11 protein-coding genes and 2 pseudogenes are annotated in these 23,744 nt (G+C 37.5%); 7 read left to right on the top strand and 6 right to left on the bottom strand.

The window, feature by feature from the left end; translation table 11 throughout:
- Positions 1-33: 33 nt before the first annotated feature.
- From AC4CVF_RS11215 to sbnA, 6 genes are read right to left on the bottom strand one after another with little or no spacing between them, the layout of a single operon-like run.
- Positions 34-807 carry an HpcH/HpaI aldolase family protein gene (locus tag AC4CVF_RS11215; protein WP_419329245.1) on the bottom strand — a complete coding sequence of 258 codons (774 nt, stop codon included), beginning with the start codon at positions 805-807 and terminating at the stop codon, positions 34-36.
- A complete protein-coding gene (locus tag AC4CVF_RS11210; protein ID WP_490789457.1) occupies positions 800-4,327 on the bottom strand; it encodes an IucA/IucC family protein in 3,528 nt (1,175 codons plus the stop codon). Before AC4CVF_RS11210 ends, AC4CVF_RS11215 begins: the two co-directional genes overlap by 8 nt.
- On the bottom strand, positions 4,324-5,529 hold the full coding sequence (locus tag AC4CVF_RS11205) for an MFS transporter (protein ID WP_336954734.1): 1,206 nt from the start codon (positions 5,527-5,529) through the stop codon (positions 4,324-4,326). Before AC4CVF_RS11205 ends, AC4CVF_RS11210 begins: the two co-directional genes overlap by 4 nt.
- 3 nt (positions 5,530-5,532) lie before the next feature.
- Positions 5,533-7,227: an IucA/IucC family protein gene (locus AC4CVF_RS11200; protein WP_419329248.1), complete on the bottom strand. Its 1,695-nt coding sequence runs from the start codon at positions 7,225-7,227 to the stop codon at positions 5,533-5,535.
- A gap of 17 nt (positions 7,228-7,244) precedes the next feature.
- Positions 7,245-8,258: a 2,3-diaminopropionate biosynthesis protein SbnB gene (gene sbnB / locus AC4CVF_RS11195; protein ID WP_209826392.1), complete on the bottom strand. Its 1,014-nt coding sequence runs from the start codon at positions 8,256-8,258 to the stop codon at positions 7,245-7,247.
- A gap of 22 nt (positions 8,259-8,280) precedes the next feature.
- Positions 8,281-9,285, bottom strand: coding sequence for a 2,3-diaminopropionate biosynthesis protein SbnA (sbnA, locus tag AC4CVF_RS11190; RefSeq protein WP_336954736.1), 1,005 nt, complete (start codon positions 9,283-9,285; stop codon positions 8,281-8,283).
- 476 nt (positions 9,286-9,761) lie between these two features.
- On the opposite strand from sbnA, the pseudogene AC4CVF_RS11185 reads away from it, so the two are divergent.
- From AC4CVF_RS11185 to AC4CVF_RS11155, 7 genes and pseudogenes are all read left to right on the top strand, one after another.
- Positions 9,762-11,963, top strand: a pseudogene (locus tag AC4CVF_RS11185) (TonB-dependent receptor).
- Positions 11,964-12,517: 554 nt separating this feature from the next.
- Positions 12,518-16,102, top strand: a complete 3,585-nt coding sequence (locus tag AC4CVF_RS11180) for a type VI secretion system Vgr family protein (protein ID WP_490789456.1) — start codon at positions 12,518-12,520, stop codon at positions 16,100-16,102.
- Between the two features lie 68 nt (positions 16,103-16,170).
- Positions 16,171-21,062, top strand: a pseudogene (locus tag AC4CVF_RS11175) (RHS repeat-associated core domain-containing protein).
- 163 nt (positions 21,063-21,225) lie between these two features.
- Positions 21,226-21,696, top strand: coding sequence for a hypothetical protein (locus tag AC4CVF_RS11170; RefSeq protein WP_490789455.1), 471 nt, complete (start codon positions 21,226-21,228; stop codon positions 21,694-21,696).
- 260 nt (positions 21,697-21,956) lie between these two features.
- Positions 21,957-22,424, top strand: coding sequence for a hypothetical protein (locus tag AC4CVF_RS11165; RefSeq protein WP_490789922.1), 468 nt, complete (start codon positions 21,957-21,959; stop codon positions 22,422-22,424).
- Between the two features lie 282 nt (positions 22,425-22,706).
- Positions 22,707-23,177 (top strand): hypothetical protein, encoded by a 471-nt coding sequence (locus tag AC4CVF_RS11160; RefSeq protein ID WP_490789454.1) that lies wholly within the window; start codon positions 22,707-22,709, stop codon positions 23,175-23,177.
- A gap of 104 nt (positions 23,178-23,281) precedes the next feature.
- Positions 23,282-23,731 carry a hypothetical protein gene (locus AC4CVF_RS11155; RefSeq protein ID WP_490789453.1) on the top strand — a complete coding sequence of 150 codons (450 nt, stop codon included), beginning with the start codon at positions 23,282-23,284 and terminating at the stop codon, positions 23,729-23,731.
- The last annotated feature ends 13 nt before the right edge of the window (positions 23,732-23,744 follow it).

Below are 23,744 nucleotides of genomic sequence, written 5' to 3'. Positions count from 1 at the left end.
GAATAGCTGATACACCACTCAAGGTTTAGAGACCTATACAATTTCTTTATATGAATCAATATGAAGCTGATGTGCTCGACGGGTAATACTGCGATCATCACCGAGCACAAAAAGTTTTACAGACTGGTGTTTCCACAACGCAATATCTTCAGGCTGGCGCGGAATTGCGCAGAAATATTTACCCTGTTGTTGAGTTTTGCTATATATCTCTTGGATCTTTGCTTGAACTTGCGGATGGCGCGTTTCCCAAGGAACGCCCATAGACTGAGAAAGATCTGCCGAACCTTCAAGAATAATATCGATCCCATCAATAGCTAAAATTTCATCGATATTTGCTACACCAGCTAAACTTTCAATCATTGCGACGACAACTGTTTCTTGGTGTGCGTGTTGCACAAAATCCGTTAAGCTCTGCATGCCATAGCGATTTAACCGAGTTGAATTTAAGCCCCTTTGTCCTAGGGGCATGTAGTGGCAATAATTCACAGCTTCTTGGGCTTGTTGTGCATTTTCTATACGTGGTAATACAATTCCAGTTACGCCAGCATCGAGTAAAGGTAAGATCAAGTGATTGGCGGTTAAGGGGACTCGAACCAATACATCAAGCTGTATGGCTCTAGCGGCTAAAATCATGCTTTCAACTTGGGACGTACTAAATAAAGTATGTTCCAAGTCAATAATAATAAAGTCATAACCAGCCAGTCCCAATTGCTCCACATGAATTGGTGAGGCAATAGAACAGAATATGCCATAAAGCGACTCACCATTTTTCATGCGTTTTTTAAAGGAAATTGAAGTTTTATTCATATTCAATTTCCTTAATTAAACTCAACGGGTTTGGGGTGGTTTGTACTCTTAATCGGATTTCTGGTAGGAAGCGACGACTTGCAAGTTGTTCAATATCGATGGTGTCATCTGTAAAGTTAAACAATTCATATCTTTGTGCAAATTCTGGATGCTTTTCTTTATGTTGATTGATGATTGATCTTAACATTGTCCAAAATTTGATTTCATCAAACTCATAATGTGTGTTTAGAAATATGGCCAATTCCGCTAGATTGACAAACCAAAGTGCGTCTTGGGTGAAATCTCTTAACTCATTTGCTGCGTGCGTTTCTAAAAAAGAATTTGGGTTAATTTTGGCATGTTCTTTAGGCGCGTCTTGTAAATCGGGTAATAGCTCTGGATTTCTTAGCAAATGACGACTAAAGCGAATACCATCATGGAAATCTTTTAAAGCCGCTTTAACAGGTAGACCATCTTTGTGAATTAACACCATGTTTTGTGCATGTGATTCCAATGCTAAGCCGTGACACCATAAAATATGCATAATTGGCAGATAGGCATTTTTTAATAACTTCTCTAACCAAAACTCGATCCCGTATTGTTTGATCCAGTGGTCTATCAGCGGTTTTTGGTCAGTATCAAGTTGCATTAGACCTGTAACTGGTGTTGCTGATTCGCCTTCATTGAGATAATGATAAATACTTTCACGCCAAATACAGGCCAGTGCGCCATATTGAACAGCTAAGGCGATCGGCTGATTGATAGAAAGTCCAGCAATTTCTCTTAAAATAACGGGTTTACGTTGTTTTTCTAAAATATGGTCTTGCTCAACGATTTTATACAGCCAGTCACTCATTTTTGCAGCATTTTGCACAGTATGTGGTGCTAAAACACGAGAGGTCGACGTGTTAACTAAATTCATCGCTAATTTTAGTGATAACGCTGAAATATCCGTGATGTTTGATAATGTTCGGATTGATTGTTGCGGTAAATAAGTAGGTCCAGCGATTTTCAATGGAATGATCAGTTGATTGCTGATTGCATCTTGATAATACAATTCAATAATTTTATCCCATTGCCAAGGATGAATGGGGCTAAGAATATAATCATTGAAATCAACTTGATACGCTGTCAATTCCTCACGGATTGCGTGAAGGTCTTTGTCTGAAAAATGCTGTTTATACAGTTGATTTAAGTTGATCGTTTCACTCAAAACCAATTTGCATAAGCTTTTATGAGTAGCAGTCCATTGAACAGAGAATCCTTGGGATAATTCAGGTGAGTATTTTTGATTTTCCTTAAGATCAAAGCCTATTCTAGATTTAAAACTTGGATGATAGAGATGTGCATTGTTTATACGGGCTTCTTGCTCAATATATGACAGTGTTCTTAATGGTTGGTTGGGTGATAGACCCAGTGTTTGTGCATGTTTGACATAGCTAAGATTGAGCTCATCATTAAAGCTTTGCCATTTGATTGGATCAGCATCAATAATATGTTTTAAATCAGCTAATAATGCTTTTAAATTTGGACTGCTTGATGACTTTTGAACAGCATCATAACGGACTAAACTCGATGGATTTAATTTAATTCGGTTAAAACTAAAATGTTGTTTAGCGTCGCAGCTATAAAAAAGATCATCTGAAATAAAGAATTTAATTTGCCCATTTGATTTTTCGTAGTTAAAGGCATTTTCAAAGATTAAGGCTTCTAATAATTGCCCGATGACACGTCTTTCCGCTTGGACTTTATAATCAATTTGTTGCGTAGCTTGAAGAGGGGTCAGTGCTTGAGCGCCTCTGTATTTATAAATCGGATTTTCAATATCAATCCAAATCGGGTTACCGCCACTGTGATATAAGGTGTTCATCATATTTGCCTTAATAGGTAAAGTGAGAGAGTTAAGCAAAAGGTTGCAGTAGTGCTGTGCTTTATCTGAGAAGTTTTCATCGATCAGGGTTTTTCTGGTGGTTTGCCAAAGTTCACTTTCTTCAATAATGCTTACTCTTGATATCGCACTAATTAGATGCGCAATATGATTGATGACTAAATAATATTGCAGAAAAATCCATGCATCCTTTTGAGAAAACCAAACAGTGCTATCTTCAGAGACTGAGGAATGATCATTGAGCATCTCAGAAACCACACTAATCCCTTCCATATCACGAATAATCAGTCGAGCAGGGAAGCCTTGTTTAAATTCCATTAAACTATTTTGCATATGGGCTTCAACACTAATCCCTTTATTTGCAAACAATTCAATCAGTGGAACCAAGGAAACTTGAATATATTGTTTCCACCAATCAGCAAGAAAGGCTTTTGAGTGACTATTTGGAAGTCCTTGGGCTTGTGCGGCCTGATCAATAAACGCCATTAAGGGGATCTGATGATGCTCATTTTCTTCGACCAAACCACCTAGCATTCGAGTATTTTCAAGCGTTTCCGTAGCTAATCCTGCGCGATATATAATGCCAAAAGAACTTTCTAACTCAGGGATTTTGACAGTTTTGGCTGTAAGCTCTGGAAGAATGAGCATATTTTTATAGTGTTGGTTGATCTGATGCTTAAGAATGATTTTACTGGCATCAATCGCTCTTTCCATTTCATCCATAGGGTTGTTACGAATAAAACTAGTAATACGCACATCAATGGAGAGTTTTAAAAAAATATTAGATTGCGGTAACCAAACGGTTCGTACTGAAGATGTAGGCCAAACGGTTTGTCCTAAAGCACCTAAATATCGAACCTCATGATTTTCTAAATAGCGTTTTAAGGAAGGGTGTAGGAGTAAAAAGTTTGCCTGCCACGGATGTGTAGGCAAAAGTTCATAATTTTTGAAGTCATCTTTGAGGCGGTGTTGTGCATGCTTCAAAACGTCTTCTTCAATCAGTTGATCAATATTATTATCGCTGACAAGTTTTTGGATTAAGGATGAATGCACTGCGAAGTAGTGTAACTGAAACGTCGCACCTAGCTCTGGGCTATACTTTTTCATATCCTCTTTAGAAAAGCCTAGATTGGCTTTTGAGGTCACATGAAATGGATGTCCATATAACATGCCTTGTTCAGCAGATTGAAAACTAGAGGCCAGTTTAGGCTTTATTTGATCTACGCTGTTTTCTAAAAAGAATTTGGTATTTTCGATACTGTTTGCGATTTCCGTATAGAGATTCTGATTTTGCTTTTTATCTTTAAATTGGCTATTTAACTTTAACTCATCGGTTATCATTTTAACCAACACTTTAGGATCAGTGAGACTTTTGACAGTCTTATCCTCAGTATTGAATACACAAAAAGAGCGCTGGTAACGATGATAACCTGTGCTTGAGAAATGCTGTATCGCACCATAGATGATTGAGTTAGATGCAGTAAATGGGTATGAAAAACAGGGTGAATTATTTGCGTCATGTATTGCTAAAGGTGAATCCTGTTCTGAGAGAATATGCTGTTCGAGTTGAACTTGAAGTTCACGAAAAAAAGTATTCAAGTATTGTTCAAAAAGCTTGTAAGACCATGCATCGGTGGTAATGATCGGGTTCATTCTTGTACCTCTTCTAAAATTGTATTGGTTAAAAATTTGTTTAAAGTCACGATTAATCCAGCACCAATAAAAAATAATGCAGTGCAAATTAACGCGGCAGTGATATTGAAAAATGAGTATGTGAGGGTGACCGCAATCGGTCCAAACAGTTGACCAAGAACAAAGGCACTATTTGAAATACCAATCACTTTTCCTTGATTTCTTGCATCAGTTTTTAAAGAAATCGTATGAAAAATAGAGGGAATAAGTGCAGCGAAACAGAAACCTTGTATGAGTCTTAAGAGCAGTACTAACCAAATATTAGTGGTCCATGTCAAAGCCAGAACCGTGATTCCACAGATCAGTGTTGCACTGACAAAATTATGAAATGAATCGCCTCTCGCATCGTTGCGTTTCCCCCAATAGGTTGCAGCAAAAAATGCAGCACCCCATGAAAGTGCGTGGATTGTTCCTGTTAAACTCGCAATAGATAAGGGTATAGCTATATTTCGACTGATTTCACTGATATATAAGATAAAACAGGACACTAAACCGAACCCGCCAGCTTGGACAAAGGTTCCCGCACTGAGCCACGAAAAAATTGTTCGATCAAAAGATTGTAGTGTTGATGGTTTTTTATCGGGTCCCGTGACAGATGTCTGCACAGTTTGGCTCAATAAAATAGCAGCAACTAAGATTAAAACGATGACAATATATGCTGTGGCACTGAGTAAGGTTTCAACTTTCCAATGATCCATAAATATGCCACCGAGTACCGGACCACATAGACAGGCCAATGCGACACTGCTTTGGAGCTGTCCAAAGGCAAGACCTCTTTGTCGCTCGCTAGACAAATAAGAGGTATAGGCATAAAGAATCACGGATAGACCGCAAAATCCTAATAAAATACGGGCAAAAATAAACACAAATAGATGCTGTGCTCCCGCCATTAACAGTATAGAAATGCAGAAACCAGCCAAGGAAAGTAACAGTGCTTTTTTATGCCCAAATGTATCTGATAGATGACCAATAAGGGGGGCTGTAAATAGACTCCCTAGAGCTGGTGCTGACAGCGCTATACCTGCCCAAATGGCGGGTGCTGCCATTTGCGCCGTCAATTTTTCCATATATAGCGGCATGATCGGTATTAAGACCATCAAGCCAAAAGTCGAAAAAAATTGACACAGTAAAATAATCAAATGATCTAGGCGAGAGGAACGCATGATTTAGATATCCATGGTCTCATAGCAAGATTGGAATAAAGCATGGTAGGGATTTGACGTCATACCAATTTTACTTGGCATCCCTGTTGAATCACCTTGTTGGGCTAATAAAGGGGTGAGTAATTGTTTGAATGGCCAGTGGCTACTTTCAAAAACATATTTTTGAATACAGTTTTTCGATTGTTCAGAAAGCGCGACAGTTTCTATAAAGTTGACAATAATTTCTTGGATCATTTCCCAGAAATCAATTTCAGTATGATCGGTATATTTCAATGTTGCTAATGCGATAGGGTATAGGTTGATTTGTATCCCGAGGGTTATAAAATAATTAAATAAATCCTCATTTTTATTAAAGATAAGATTGTTTGGCGTACTGGTATCAATTTTATAGACTGGCGGAACAAAATCACTGTCCTGAATCGCAGGGGTGCATATTCTTAAGGTGTCATGGTCACGCAGAATAAAGCATTTAAATTGATTGTCTTGGTAACATACAAGGGTGTTTTGACCATGACACTCAGGCATAACACCAAAAGACCACAGTGTGAGAAAAGTGTGAATAAAATGGGTACTCAAATCTTTAAGTAAGTTCCATTTGTCACCTGTTATACCTAAAGCTTCCCATGGATCAATATAAGGGCAACTTAAAGCAGACATGCTAATGGGTGCTATATTTTTTTCTTGGCAAAAATGAGGTAAATGCCTCACTTGACAGCCGATAACACCTAAATTTTGTACCAGCGGTTCTTGTTTTCCTAAGACCCACCAATGGGTTTCATTGCTTAAAAAGAGCTGATGTTTTAATGATGGTGTTTTGTCGATGACATCATTGAGAAAATCATATGCCGCATGACCGTTGGCTAAATATCGAGCAGGCATAGAGCGAATAGCACCCAAAGTTTTGGCATTGGTCGAGAGCTTTAAGTGCTGATTTGAATTTAAGTGATTGATTAAAGTTCGTAGCGAGGATGTTGGGCAACCAATTGCAGTGGCGAGGCCGAGGTCAATCCCTAGATATTTGTTTTCTTGAAATGTTAAATAGTCATGCTGTGTTTTAAGTACAGGTATTGCAAGGTATTCATTTGAGAGAGCCTGCATTTTTTCAATAATAAGATTTTTTTCCTCAGCAGGGAGAGCCAGTTCATCATGTGGAATGGATTCCATATTATTTCTGACATCTGTTTTTTTAAATGCCCACCAATACACTTCAATTTCTTTTTGAGTAATGAGTGGACTGAGATCACCTTTCGCATGTGCAAATGGATGAAATGCACGGTCAGCGACAAGCGAAAGTTGTTCACTCATTATGAGTGGCGAAGAAAAAGAAAGTGCGGATTGTAAGATTTGAGGAATTTTTTCAGCAGTCACCAAATTATCATGCCAATACGTAATGGCCTTTTGGTGGTTGATTGATGGCCACCATGAGGATTGAGTTAAATAATTGAAAACGTCAGCAATCGCGATCTCAGTGGTCTGTTGACTCAACGTGTTATGAAGTAAAACTTCTGCTTTTGTGATATAGAAAGGATTTACACTATTTACTTTTAAGCAGTTGAAATGTAGTTCCAACTCACTACTCAGATGTATTACAAGATAAGGCTTTTTATAGACAATATGGTTTCTGAACTCACCATAATTTTCCATATAGAGCGCATCTATAGTTTTCTGAAGTTGTGTTGTGTAAATCCGATCTAACATGTGCATTGTTCCTATAATTATAAAAGTGGCAAAACTGTGCCAATATTTTGTTTTTGTGCAGCATTGAAAAACCATTTCGCACAAACAATATCGTCGATCGCCATACCCATTGGATTGAGTAAAATGATTTCATCATCATTTTCACGGCCATTTTTATGCCCAATAATGATGTCACCTAGTTCAGCATGTAGTTTTTCACGGCTAAATAAACCTTCTTCAACCAGTACATTGATGACTTTCTTTTCTCTATTGGATTGATCCCAGTCATCCACAATCACTTTGTCAACTTTGAGGAAAACTTCTGGTTCAATATCCATGATTGATATATTTGAAACGAAGCAACCTTTTTTAAGCCATTCAAACGGGATATAGGGTTTGTCAGATACTGTGCAAGTGATTAATACATCTGCCTGTTGGATCGCCGACTTGGCAGTTTCATGAATTTCGATTTGAAGATTTGGATATTCGGCAATAAATAATGCTTTAAGTTTTTCTGCAGCTTCTGGGTTTAGATCAAATAAATGTATTTTTTTAACTTGTGGGTATTGTTCTAAGACCGTTTTGATTTGCATTTGGGCAATCGGACCACAACCAATCACGCTGATATCTGAGAAGTCTTTTTTGGCGAGATATTGAATTGATACACCAGTAATTGCCGCTGTTCTCATCGCACTAATTAAACTGCCTTCCATGATTGCCACGGGGTAATTTGTTTCAGCGTCATTTAAAACAATTAAGGCACTGGCACGAGGAATATTAAATTTCTTAGGATTGTGTTGGCGAGAACCAATCCATTTGATCCCTGCAATAGGATCATTTCCAGCCAAATAACACGGCATGGCAATAATTCGGTCGGCAATATGGTCCGCACCTTGCCAACGTAAATAGGGTTTTAAGGGTTGTACAAACTGTTTATTTGCGTGAAGTGTGAGGCCTTCAGTAATTGCTTCGATAAACGAATTACTGTGATTTGCACCAAGATGAAGTAAATCTGATTGACTAAGGTAACGAAGGCTAGCCAAATTACTCATAAATATTTCCTAAAAAGTGGAGTTAAACAACGGATTGCAAAGTAAAATTTTCTTGATTGAGATGATTTTTATTGAAATGTCTTCTCTTGATCATTTCGAACCATTCTTCGTCATAAACTAAATCTAAATAACGATCGCCTCTATCTGCCAAAAGGGTTAAAACGCATGATCCAGAAGGGATGGTCGGGATAAGTTTTTTTATTGCTGAAATAGATGAGCCGCTAGATCCACCCGCAAAAATGCCTTCATGTTCGAGGAGTTCTCGGCAACCTAAAGCTGACTCATAATCATCAACATAGATGACATCATCTATTTCATCTGGGGAGAGTAGGGCTGGAACGGTACTTGCACCGATACCCGGAATTTCACGTGGGCCTGAGTGACCACCAAAGAGAACAGAACCGACGATATCGACTGCAATAACTTTTAAATGCGGGAATTTTTCTTTTAAGCGGCGAGATACGCCCATGATTGTTCCAGAAGTACTTGCACCAACAACCAAGTAATCAATACTGCGATCGATTTGATTTATGATTTCTTCTGCTTCACCATAATAGTGGCTTTTCCAATTGTTGGGATTTGCATATTGGTTGATCCAAACAGCATTGGGCAACTGGCGGCAAAGTCGTTGTACTGTATCGATTCTTGTTTTTAAATAACCGCCGTTTTGATCTTTTTCAGAGACCATTTCGATATTGGCTTTATAGAGCTTCAACATTTGTAAATTGGCTGAAGCAATTTTGGGGTCAATCACAGCAGTGAATTTTAGGCCGTAAATTTTGCATGCCATTGCAAGTGCAATTGCTAAATTGCCCGATGAACTTTCAACAATATGGCTATCTTTATGAATGAGGCCAGATTTAAGCCCTTCTTGTAACATATACAATGCAGGTCGATCTTTGATACTTCCACCTGGATTGAGTAACTCCATTTTTGCGACAACGGTGACGGATTGATCGGTAAACATCCTTGAGAGTCTGATTAAAGGAGTTTTACCTATGCAATCGAGAATATTGTTATGGATCATCGTTAGAATTCTCTGGTTTTATCTATTGCAAATGATAATCATTATTGGTTTTATTATTATTAAAATTTACGCTAAATTTGTTGTGTTTTGTAATTTTTTTGAAGAGTAAACTGTGGGAGTGAGTAATGATTTTGTTTATAAGTTTTTGATAAATATGGTTTATATATAATTATTGACTTAAATTATAGTGAAATTAGATGACCATTTGATTAAAATTGTTAATCAATCACTAGAAAAAATTTATAAAGCAGATCGCTATCACATTTATTTTTATTAAAGAGAATCACCCTAAGAAAATCTTAGAAACTCAAAATGAATCAGAACTGAAATTATTAAAAGACAAATTAAATTAATAATTTTTGTGCTGTGTTTTCCTTGGGTTGTTGGAATAGGCCATTAAAAGAATATGTTTTACATCAGTAATGTTAATGATTATTATTATCGATAAAATTTAGGCCTACAACTGAGGAAACAGGATGCGCCTTTCCCAATTCAGCTTATGTGTTTTATCTATTGCCATCAGTAGTCAGTTATATGCACAGGATGAAACCTCGAATAATCAGACACCAGTGAGCAATGCTCAACAACAGGAATCTGTCCAGAAATTGCCACAAATCGTTATTACAGCAACACGATCAGAAAAAAGCATTGCAGATATTGCAGGAACTGTACAGAACATCAGCGGAGCAGAGGTACAAAAACAGGCTGGGGCTGGGCGAAAAGTGGCAGATCTTCTTGCTCAATTGGTTCCTTCACTGGCGCCGTCTAGTGGTACTGGAAGTAATTATGGTCAGACCATGCGAGGCAGAACTGTACTGGTGATGATTGATGGTGTATCTCAGACGGGATCGCGTGATCCTGCGCGCCAATTGAACAGTATCAGTCCGGGGATGATTGAACGGATTGAGGTCATTTCTGGAGCAACCAGTATTTATGGTTCTGGTGCAACGGGTGGGATTATTAATATCATTACCAAACGTGCTGACAAATCGAAACCACTGAGTTTTGAGACGAAATTAGGGATAACCTCTGCTGATAATTTCCGAGGAGATGGTCTGGCTTATGAAGCAGGTCAGAGCGTTTCTTTCAGTAATGATAAAATGGATGGTTTTTTGGGTGCGAACTATACCAGCCGGGGATCATTGTTCGATGCGAATGGGGATCGGATTGCAACTGAACCCAATCAAACCAGCCGTAATGATACAGATACGTTAGACATAAATGGACGCCTGAATTTTAATTTGACTGACACACAAAGCTTAAGTTTTGGTGCGCAGTATTATAAGGATAAGCAGGATACTCGTTATCTACCTGATTATGGACCGAACTATACCATTGCTAAAGGGCCACAGTCTGAACGAGCCATCAAGGGGCTGGAATTAAGTAATCAGCCATTTACGGATCGTTATGCTTTGAATACCCAATATCAAAATCAGGATGTATGGGGGCAGACGGTAAATTTGGAAGCCTATTATAGAAATGAAAAAGGGCGTTTTTTCCCAGTTTAATCAGGTGCCGCTACGGTCAATCAATCAGAATATACGGTTGATGTGGCAGGAATGCGGTCTACAGTGCAGTCAGATTTTAAGCTTGCAGCGCGAGATCTTAATCTGACCTATGGTCTGGATTATGACCGAGAAAAAGATACTCAGCATTATGACGTATTGTCTGTCAGCAATAACGGTATGGTTTACAAGGATACTGGTAGAAGGTTAGATGCTGGTCCAGATACTGTCATTCAGAATATCGGGGCTTTTTTACAGGCAGATTATCAATTAACGAATCGCTTTAATCTTCAAGCGGGAACGCGCTATCAATATATCAAGGCAGATACAGACGCTTATACACCTTCTAGACAAACACAAAGCGTTGCGAGTGATTCAACAAATGCTGACAAGTTTTTGTTTAATTTAGGCGCAGTTTATAAACTTACTGATAATCAGCAATTATTTGCCAATTTCTCTCAAGGATTTAGTTATCCAGATATATTACGGATGTTACGTGATGTCTCAATTCTGACCGTTTCAACTGCGAATATAGAACCACTAACGGTCAATAGTTATGAACTGGGTTGGCGTCTGCAAGATGATCAAAAACTTGATTTAGGAATTACTGGTTTTTATAATACATCTGATAAAGTCATTCAGTTCAATGCTGATCGTTCAGTCAATATTGCGGATACTGATCAGCGTGTTTACGGTGCTGAAATGACTGCGGCATATCGAATTCTGGATGATTTTAAAATTGGTGGCACGTTGGCTTACACCCGTGGACAATATAAGGATGCGGCGGGTAATTGGCGTGAGTTAAATGCTTATCAGGTATCTCCAACTAAGGGAACTATTTTTGGTGAGTGGAATAGTGATGATGGTTATGGATTCCGTGTACAGGTGCTTGCTGTAAAAGGAACTGACAAAGCATTTGAAGACGATAAGGTTGCAGTGAACAATGATAAAGTGGTTCCAAACCGGGCTGCAAAAATAAAGGGTTATGCGATTATGGATACCCTCGTGAATTTCCCGGCTTATAAGGGGCGGGTGGATTTTGGAATTTATAACGTGTGGAATAAAGACTATCGCACCGTTTATAGTCAGCAGTCAGAAATTACCTTTTCACCTGTGTCTAGTATGCGGGCACAAGGCCGGACTTTTGGTTTGAGTTATACTTTTAATTATTAATTGATGTTAGCTAAAAGCTAGTGCTGAGTGTTTGATTGTCACTTATCACTAGTTTTTTATTTTAATATAAATCAGTTTTTTAACTGAATATAAGTGTGAATTATCATTAAAAAATTAAAATATAGCACAATAGAATTCATGAGCTATTCAGAGCTTTTGAAAAAACTAGTTAGGATGAATAGAGTCCTTGTATTTGAACTATTGTTACACAATTAAAAATTGATAAAAATACGATGAGTACATGCTGTAGCACCATAAGATCGGTTCGAAGTTGTTTTGTTTATTCTTACTGTTTAAAACCCATCATTGCCAAAAACTAAATCGAAAAGGAGATATTCATACATCCGCCTAGCGTAACAATCTTATTGTAGATTTTGAATTATTTTTGAATAAATATTTTATAAAACAATGAGAAAATTTTACTTATTATGCATTAAAAAATAAAAATATTTACATTTTTGCTTAAAATTTGAGCGCAATATAGACAGGTCTGTATAGACAAACCCTTAAGTTTTTTAGTATAATCGATCACAATTTAGAATTTAATAATAAGCATGTCTAACAATATTTACGCTGCTTTGGAGCAGCTTGGCTTATCAGCACAAAAACGTGCCATCCACGTACAATTTTCTAATTCGGCATTGAGCCAACAAGTATTCCTACAACGTATTGATGGAACACATCAAATCAATGAGGGTGTTCGGCTCCAACTCATCTGTCTTGCAACGTCAGCAAGCATTCCTTTAAAAAGCTTTATTGCAACGCAAGCTGCAATTGATATTGTCACAGATAAATCTGAATTAACCCGTATTTCAGGAATTGTGACCCAAGCCGATATTGGCGCATCTGATGGTTCTCTTACCATCTATCGTTTGACTGTAGAAGACCCAACAGCACTTTGGAAACACCGTAGAAACTCTAGAGTATTTATGAATAAGTCGGTCGTGGATGTGATCCAGACCGTGTTCCAAGAATGGGTACAACGCAGCCCACTATTTGCCTCAAGTCTGAGTTTAGATAAGAGTGGACTGAGCAAAGACTATGATGTGCGTCCATTCATTATGCAGGCATCTGAAAGTGATTTTGACTTCCTGACCCGTTTGATGAGAAGTGAAGGGATTAACTGGCTGATCGATGAAGCACAGCTTAAAGTATCGAGCTCAACAGAACAAATCCAAGCACAGAAGCTTCGTTTAATTGATGATAATTCGCAATTTAGTGCCTTAGAACGCCGCAATATTCGCTTCCATAGAAGCAGCGCCGTAGAAAAAACTGATTCAATTACCAATTTTATTGGTCAGCGTTCCATTCAACCGACTTCAGTGCATATCCAGCGTTGGCAAGCTGATGTATTGGATATTGATGAAGGTGCTGGCAGTGTCCAAAGTAAACACAGTCATAGTGAAAATTATGACAATGCCAGTCTAGCTTTAGAACAAGCATGGCACTTTAGCCCTGCATGGATTCAAGACCTTAATGGCGAAGATGGTGCAACGCCATCGAGCAACAGTCAGATTGAAAAGTTTAACCAAAACCTCAGCAACTACTACGATTCACAAGCCAAACAATTTACAGCAACGTCAACAGTACGTGATGCACATGTCGGCTATTACTTTGAATTGAATGGGCATCCCGAAATTGATCAACACTCAGGTGCAGACAAAGAATTTTTAATCACGGCTAAAAGTTTTTATAACCAAAATAACTTACCCAAAGATCTCACCGATCAAGTCACCGCTTTAGTCCAACAAAGCAATTGGCAAACAAGTCAAATCACCAGCAACACGAGTGATGAACGTCAAGCTAGTAATTTAACCATTCAACGCCGTAATATCAGCACGGTTCCAGCCTATAACCCATTACAACACCGACCGATTGCATCACCACAACGGGCCAAAGTAGTGGGGCCAAGTGGAGAAGAAATCCATGTTGATGAATGGGGACGTATTAAAGTTCGCTTCCTGTTTAGCCGTAATGAAGACAATACCCATGATGGCGGTGCGGGTTCTAATGACAATGACACAGATTCAGCGTGGGTGGATGTACTGACCCCGTGGGCAGGTGAAGGCTATGGTGCGCGGTTCTTACCGAGAATAGGAGAGATTGTTGTTATTGATTTCTTTGATGGCAACATTGACCGTCCCTTTGTGGTTGGGCGCATCCATGAAGCGCAACGTCATCCAAGCAAGTTTGATGACAAAGGCAAACTGCCTGACACCAAGAAACTGGCAGGAATCAAAAGTCGAGAGTATCAAGGCAGTGGCTACAATCAACTGAGGTTTGACGATACTACTGGCCAAATCAGCAGCCAGTTACAGAGTAGTCATGGCGCCAGCCAACTCAACTTGGGCAAACTGAGTCATCCAAAAGACAAAGCAGAAAGTGATGATCGTGGTGAAGGCTTTGAGCTGAGGACTGACCAATGGGGAGCCGTTCGCGCAGGGCAAGGTTTACTGCTTTCGACCTATAAACAAGACCAAGCCAAAGGTGATCACCTTGATTCAGAGCTTGCCAAAAAGCAACTTGAGGGTAGTCAGACCAACAGTAAAGCCTTAAGCGATATTGCCAAAAACCAAAAGACGGATGAAATAGAATCGATTGAGCAACTCAAAGCTTTTGCCGAAGACATTGAAAAAGATGTTGCCAAATATAAAAAAGCCATCATGTTACTCAGTTCTGTTGATGGGATTGCCTTAAGTACCCCTGAAGATATCCATCTTTCAGCCACAGGCATCATTAACCATACTGCGGGCGATAGTATTAACCTCAGTACCCAAAAGAATCTTTTGGGGCAAGCTTTAGGCAAAGTGAGTCTATTTGCTGCACAAGGTGGCATTAAAGCCATTGCCGCGCAAAGTAAAGTTGAAATTCAAGCGCAGTCAGACGCTTTAGATGTATTTGCTAAACTGGGGATTACCATCTCATCTACAGAAGATCGGATAGAAATCAGTAGCCCAAAAGAAGTGTTGATTACTGGTGGCTCATCGCAGATTGCCCTAAATGGCTCAGGGATTTTCCCAAAAACAGGCGGTAAGTTTGAGGTCAATGCAGGGCAGCACACATTTAAGCCGGGTGCCAGTGTCAGTAAATCAGCACAACTGCCGCCATCGAATCCGCTCAAAGGCGCACTCGACTTATTAAAAAGCTATGGTGGGCAAGACTTCTTTAAACAAACCGGCTTTAAAGTGATTGACTCATTTGGCAAGCAAGTGTCTGGCAAGCTGGATGCAAATGGCTTTGCCCAAGTGACAGGTATTGCACCTGGCCCTGCCAAAGTTGAATTTGAGACTGATCCACGGAGTGCATGGGATAAAGCAAGTCATTTTAACCGTGATTATACTTGGTCCGAAGAAGTGGTCGGTGGTGCCACAAGTTTTGCACAAAATACATTAAATTCAGTGGGACAAAATATGATGTCTCAACTCAAAAACAATTTATTCTCTTTGAATGCTGACTCATTGAAAGATATGGGCAAAAACGCTTTAAAAGACTTAGGCACACAAAGCTTGGGACAATTTAAAGAACAATTTACTCAAAGTGCATTAGGTTCCGTCTCTTCGGCATTGAATTTAAATTTATCTCCGTCACAGATGATGAATGTGGGCCAGATGATTGCTAATCCAAGTCAATCCCTACACAACATTAAAGATCAAGGGATCGATTTCTTTAAAGACCAAGCCTCTGCATTGTTTGCTCAACAGACCAATGGTTTGGTTTCTAATTTAACTGCTGGAACAGGATTTGGGTCGTCACTGGGTCAAGGTTTTGTTGCAGAGTCATTTGGTGCTGCTCAAAATGGGTTAGATGCCCCAGTGAAAGTGGTGGATGATTTTATTAAAAAAGATGAATATTTCTCTCGCTTCTTAACCTATAGCATTACCACTCGAAAAGGCGATGCATCAGTACCCACGATCCCACAAAATATTCCTCAACAAATCAGTCAGCCTGCGCCAATTTTGACTCAGCAGACTCCACAAGCGACAGCACCAGTCGACGTGAAAAAACCCCAGTCGATTTATGATATGGATAAGGATGTGGTACGGATGGATCTGGAAGAGTCCCGTTATGTCACCAAACAAGTGACTGTGCGAAAAACGGCTGCTGAACAACCAGATGTATATAACGCGCGAAATAAATAATTGAACATTTTTTGAATTTTAATTGATTGAAATTAAATTAAAAATTAGAACGTATTAAGGTTAAGCTTATGGCATTTATAGACAGTAAAAATCAGACCGCAGGGTCAAATACACAGCAACAACCAGCCGCTAAAGAGACCAAGCCCGCGGTAGAGTTGGCAGTATTTAATTTGGCCAGCCTGACGCATACAGAAGACCATAAGTTTATCGCCCATCAAATCCAAAACTATTTACAGGCTTGTGGAAATACCAGCCTAGAACAGATCAAAGCAAGTGCCAATGTACCAACAGTCGCCAATATCTTTGCATTATCTGGCAGTGTTTTAGACCTTATTTTATTTGCCACTGAACCCAAGCAAGCTGAGGCAGGGGTACAACAATCGGCATTGTTAAGCATGAACTTAATCGGTTTATTTTTACAACCGAATACAGAAGCACATGTGCGTATGGCTTTACGTCCAATGCTGGGTTTAATGGCCGAATGTTTATACCCAGCCAATGGCAAAATCAAAGAAGCTGACTTACGTCGGATGCAGCTACACTTAAATGCGCAGATGGCTGGCGATTTAGAAAAATTCCTACAAGAAACACAAGGTAAATTATCAGGTTTATTGTCGAGTGCTACGACACTAGGGACTTCAATTCTCCAAGCCTTTAGCAGCAGTGCTGTAGCTGGATTACCCAGTGTTGCTTCAGCGGGAGCAACAGCTGAAAAACGTGATCCCAGCAAGCAGTTTAGCAACTGGGCACAGCCATTGATTGATTTGTTGGGTACACCTGCACAAGCTGATATGACCGCAAAGATGACCCCGAATATCGCAACACGATTAACAGAAGAAGTGCTTAAGGCGACAGCACAACTTGCTACAGTGATTCAACAACAAAGCAATGCAGGAACGCAATATAGCCTTGCTTGGTTGATTCAAGAAACCCTAAAAGCCATCCAAACTCAAGGTAAAAAAGCCACAGCCAGTGTGCCGTTAAACCAAACAGGCGAACATGAGCAGCATATCAATGGTGATATTTTAGAGTTTGTCACCTTACAACCTGATGCCTTAAATGATCCACCTTGTCAGGGTGCAGATACACAAACAGGTCAAAGTATTAGTTATTCTATTGGTGCTGAACGGGTTAATCATTCAGATTTTTACTTGCCTAAAGTTGGTTTTGCCTTTAGTCGTCAATATAACTCTCAAATGACTGAGTTTGATCACAGTATGATCGGCGCACGTTGGATGATGCCATTTTCCAATGTGATCATACAAAATCAAAATGGATATTTATTTATTGACAGCAATGGACGCAAACACCAACTGCCTGCTTCGATCGTCTATGAAAAATATCAGGTACCCTTTGAAGGATTTAGTGTCGCACCACATGACGATGGGGATTTATTGCTGAATTTTGGTTCAGACTGGAATTTCCATTTTCATAGTTTTAATGCTGGAAAACATTATCACCTCGTTCAACAATTTAATGATCAGACTGATGAAAAGGTGGTTCTGACCTATTTATTGTTTGAACAATTTGCCTATTTACAGGCGATTGATTTTCAATTGAAGCGCGCTAAACACTTAGTCAAATTTGCTTTTAATGAACAAGCCAAAGTCATTGCCGCATTTGTCGATGAACAAGCGGAAGCATTGGCACGTTATGAATATGATCAACAAGGCAATCTGATCAAAGCCATTGATCAAAATGGACATACCCGCAGTTATGAATATAACCATGCCCATCAATTGACCCGTTATACAGATCGTACTGGACGTGGGCAAAATATTCGATATGAATCTACTGCACCCAAGGCCAAAGCGATTGAGGAGTGGGCAGATGATGGCAGTTTTAAAACCCGTTTAGAATGGCATCCACGTTTGCGTCAAGTGGCAGTCTATGACGCTTATGATGTTCCGACCTATTATTATTTTGATTTAGATGGCTTTACCTATCGTACTCGTTTAGCCGATGGTCGTGAAAAGTGGATATCTCGAGATAGTCAAAAACGGATTACGCGTCAAATTGATTTTGCAGGCTTAGAAACGGAACAAGCTTATAATGAACTAGGTCAATTGGTGAAAATTGTACAGCCAAATGGTGGCATTATCCTGTTTGCCTATGATGAAAATGGTAATCTGACTGAAACTAAGGACCCAGAAGGCAATATCTGGAAAAAACAATATGATGCTGATGGCAATGTCAGCAAAGACATTAATCCTTTAGGGCATATCACCCAGTATAAATATAATAATGACAACCAATTAGTTGAAGTAGTTGATGCCAAAGGCGGCTCAAAGAAAATTCAATATAATGATCTTGGGCAGATGGTGTCGTATACCGATTGTTCAGGGAAAAGTAGTGCTTGGGAATATGATGAAGACGGTACGCTGACCGCACAAGCTGCTGCGGATGCACAACAGGTTCAGTATCTCTATAGTACTCAAGGTAAAGACCGAGGGCAGTTACAAGCAATCATTTATCCTGATGGATTAAAAGAACAATTTGAACATGATGAAGAAGGGCGTTTACTTAAGCATACCGATAGCAAAGGCTTAATTACCCAATATAAATACAATCAAGTCGGGCTATTAGCGCAACGGGTCGATGCCAATAGACACCAAATCGGCTACCAGTGGGATAAACAAGGTCGAATTCAAAAACTAAGCAATCAAAACCATGCCGAATATCTATTTGACTATAATCGTTTTGGGCAATTGGTGCGTGAACAAGCTTTTGATGGTGAAGAAAAGCACTTTACATATCATGACAATGGATTTTTATTTCAAATCCGCCAACCCAATATTCTGACTCAATTCGGCTATCATATGGATGGTTCGATCGCGTCAAAGACTTATACCCATTTGCAGACTCGGCATAGCCAAGTTGAAGAGTTTGAATACAACTTAAATAACCAACTCAGTAAAGCGACCAATACAGAAAGCCAAATTGATTTTTATCGCAATCAACTTGGACAATTGGTACGTGAGCATCAACACTATAAAGTACCGAATCTAACCCCACTCACAGCAGTATTACGTTATGAGTACGATGAATTGGGGAATTTGACTCAAACCATTCGTCCTGATGGACAAGTACAAGCCAATCTAAGTTATGGATCGGGGCATATTTATGGTATTGCTTTTAACAAACAAGATATGGTGGCATTCCAACGTGATGATTTACATCGTGAAACCACGCGACTGCTGGCCAATGGTTTAGTGCAAACCAAGAATTATAATGATGTGGGCTTACTCAGCTCACAAGTCATTCGCCCAGAACAAGAAACAACGGACAGGGTACAATTTCAAGCAGAACGTCATTATCACTATGATAACAACTATTTGCTGACTCAAGTCGATGATAGTCGTTTAGGTAAGTTAAATTACCAATATGATCCAATCGGGCGTTTAATCAAAAGCCAAAACCCATATAAATCTGAAAGCTTTAGTTTTGATCCTGCGGGGAACTTGATTGATCCGATTGCCACTCAAGCTGCGCAAGTAAAAAATAACTTGATTAGCCAGTATCAAGGCAAACATTATAAATATGATGCACAGGGCAATGTGATTGAAACCACTCAAGCCGGTCAGACCTTAAAACTCACTTGGGATAACTTAAATCGTCTGATACAAAGTGACAACAATGGTCAAATTACTGATTATGGTTATGATGTTTTTGGCAGACGATTATTTAAGAATAACCAAACAGACCACAGCCTAACCTTATTTGGTTGGGATGGTGATGTGATGGTGTGGGAATCAGTGAAATCATCAAAAGTGCAAACTGATTATACTAAGCACTATGTCTATGAACCGAATAGCTTTGTACCGTTATTACAGACTGGTTATGCTGGCTTTATTCAGCTGATAGAAACACCTGACTATCGCCAATTCCAAAACGTACCTTATTCGATTTATAAAGATCCAGTATGGAAAACTGAAACCAGAAAGAACAAAGCTAAATTAGAACGTGTTGCCTTTTACCACTGTGACCAAGTCGGTACACCACAAACTTTAAGTAATGAGTTAGGCGAGTGTGTTTGGGAAATCAAACAAGATACATGGGGTTTAGCTTTAGAAATTAATACAGTAAACCAAGACAATCCATTGGAACAAAGTAATATCCGTTTTCAGGGTGCATGAGCAAAGATCGAGCACTGCTCGGTCTGAAGCGCAAGGATAAGGAAACAGGGCTACACTATAACCGCTATCGTTATTACGAACCGTATAGTGCAAGGTATGTGAGTAAAGACCCAATTGGGTTGAATGGAGGCATGAATAGCACTGTTTATGTGAATGATCCAAATCAGTGGGTGGATCCTTTAGGATTGCAAGAGAAAAAATCGAAGCCAGATCCTTTTTACGTCTCAGATGACGCACCATTGTGGCTTAAAGATGAAAATGCATATTTTAAAAGAAAGCATGATTATATAAAGCAGAGAATTAGCGAAGATAATGCTTCAAAAATGGCAGCTGCAGAAAAAGCTAGAAAACAGAAAATAGCAGCTGAGAAAAAAGCAAAAAGTGATGAAAAATTTTTTAAAGATACAGTTTGTGAAAGTACTCCTAACTCAAGACAATCAGGAGGTATACGTTCAAAAGCTGTATTAGGTAATAAAGCTTATAGCCCTTATACATGTCCATCTAATGCCGATTATGCTATATGTTCCGTAGGATTGGGGCCAATATCAGGGGGTACAGTTGTTAACCTTCACGATGGTAGTGTATATCCAGTTAAAGGTGGTAGTCTTTCTACTGTAGTATCAACAGCGACAGGTATTATTAATCGTGGTAATAAAAGCACTTTAGAATTTGGAAAATCAATTTTAAAGAATGTTTCAGCAAAGGGGGGGGGTGTAGTTTTGGTAGTATTACTAATAAACCAAAAGAAGAAAACCTTGCAAATTTTGTTAATAGATGGTTACCAGGTAGGGGCTTCACTGTTACATTTGGTTTATTTGGATTAACAGGTGGAGCAACCGTCCCTAATGGTCAAAAGATATTTTCTCTAAGTAGTCAAATTGGACTAGAGAATGGAGTTGGTACTACAATCTTCGATTATTCTGAAACGGAAACAGGTAGTAAACCTCTTGAATTTAAATTTATTAAGCCAAATAAGGTGAATAAAAAATGATTGATTGGATTAAAATTAGTTTATTAACAATTCTAATTTTATGTGTAACTTCTTGCACAAGTACTAAAGAAACTCAACAAGGTAAATACTTTGCTAATACAATCAATCTATATTTTGAAAAGTATGATCCCTTAGAAGAGGTTTGGGTAGATAAACCAGAGAGTAAATATTCTATTACAAAAATCAAAAAATCAAATCTCACATTTACTGATTTTAATATTGTTAGGAAAAAATTAGAAAATGATGGCTGGCAGCTTATTTCAGAAAAAGATAGTTATTATGAGTATTGCTTAGGAACTGAAATTTATATGGGAATACTTTATCCATTACGTCCACATCATTATAGTTCTGATGGGCAAGAGATTAGATATACAAATATAAATGATTGGTTAATTGGCTTGTCATATGGTGAAGAGGGAGTGAGCTATTGTCGTAAAGATAAACTTCCAGTTATAGAGTTGGAATAAATTAAATAAACTATTTGGCATACATAACAATATTTAACTTTAAAGATTTTATGTAATATTTTTAGTCATTATTTTTTATAAATAATGACTAATATTATATTTGTGTGGTTTTTTATTGTTTTAATGGTGTGTAAATATATTAGTATTATTGTTGAAAATTGATTGTTTTTTTTATTAGACTGATTTAAGTGTAATATTTTTAAAATTATAATTAGTTGTTAAATTTAACTTAAATATAGGGGTAAGGTGAATAAAAAGTGATAGATTGGATTAAAATTAGTTTATTAACAACTCTAATTTTATGTGTAAATTCTTGTACTAATACTAAAGAAACTCAACAAGGTAAATATTTTACTAATATAATTAATTATTATTTTGGTGATTATAGTCCAAATGAAAAAGTTTGGGTCGATAAATCTTACAATAAATATGCAATAGCTGAAATAAAGAAGTCAAAATTACCATTTGATAACTTTAAAAAAATACAAGTTAGGCTTGAAAATGATGGTTGGAAAATGATTTCAGCTAAAGATAGCTTTTATGAATTTTGTTTAGGAACGACGATTTATATGGGGATATTATACCCTATTAACCCACATCATTATGGCTATGATGGAGCTGAAATTAGATATGAGAATATAGATGAATGGTCAATCGGTTTATCTTATAATGATGTAGGTGTTAAACATTGTCGTAAAGATAAACTTCCAGTTATAGAGTTGGAGTAAATTAAAATATTTAGAAGTCTTGGTGATATTTAAATTTAATGATTCTTATGTAATATGGTTGGCCATTTTTTATAAATAGTGGCTCATATTATTTTTGTGAGGTTTTTTAGTTTTTTGTGAGAAATATTATTTTTAAAGGAGAGTGTGTTGATGAAATAGATATATTGGTGTAGTTGTTAAAAATTGATTGAATTTTTTATTAGATTGATTTGAGCATCTTGTAATATTTTTTAAATTATAATTATTTGTTAGGTTTAACTTGAATGTGGAAAATAAGGTGAAATGAAAGTTGGTGTTTGGATTAAAGTCGGTTTATTAATAATTATAATTATATTTTTACAAGTATGTAATGGTATAAAAAAAGACAGTTCAAAAAATAATGAAATTAATGTTGAAAAAGAGATTTCTTATTTATTTGATGGCTATAATTATGATTTAAAGGTAGGTATGCAACGAGGTTTTGCAAATTACTATAATGTTTTTATTCGTAAGTCTGATTTATCCTTGTCTGATTTTGAAATGATAAAAAGTAAAATAGAGAAAAAATGGAAGTTGGTTTATACATCTGAGGATCAGTATGTGTTTTGTTATGATCGGTATAATCAAATGATAATTATTTATCCAGAAAAAATGGACTATTATGATAAGTTTGGGCAAAAATTATATATGAAATCTAGCTTGTTGGATCAATGGAATATAGGTGTTATTTATAAGAAAGAAGGAACATCATATTGTAAGGATGTAAAATTTTAAACCAATAGATTTCTTGCGGAACTAAAATTTATTGCTTTTAATTTTATTAAGATATTGATTTTTATTTATTTTAAAATTTTAGTTAATCTAAGGGATAAAACATATTGTATAAATTTATTTTTTTAATAATTTTGAATCTATTTTTACAAGCATGTAATGATATAGATAGTTCTAAAAGCAATGAAATTAATGTTGAAAAAGAGATTTCTTATTTATTTGATGGCTATAATTATGAATTAAAGGTGGGTATGCAACGAGGTTTTGCAAACTACTATAATGTTTTTATTCCTAAGTCTGATTTATCCTTATCTGATTTTGAAATGATAAAAAGTAAAATAGAGAAAAATTGGAAGTTGGTTTATACATCTGAGGATCAGTATGTGTTTTGTTATGATCGGTATAATCAAATGACAATTATTTATCCAGAGAAAATGGAATATTATGATAAGTTTGGGCAAAAATTATATATGAAATCTAGCTTGTTGGATCAATGGAATATAGGTGTTGTTTATAAGAAAGAAGGAACGTCATATTGTAAGGATTTAAAATTTTGAATGGTTATTTATT

The organism is Acinetobacter sp. LipI_19 (genome assembly GCF_058242925.1).
Note: the sequence above shows the minus strand (reverse complement) of the source record. Positions and strands in the feature narration are given on the sequence as shown.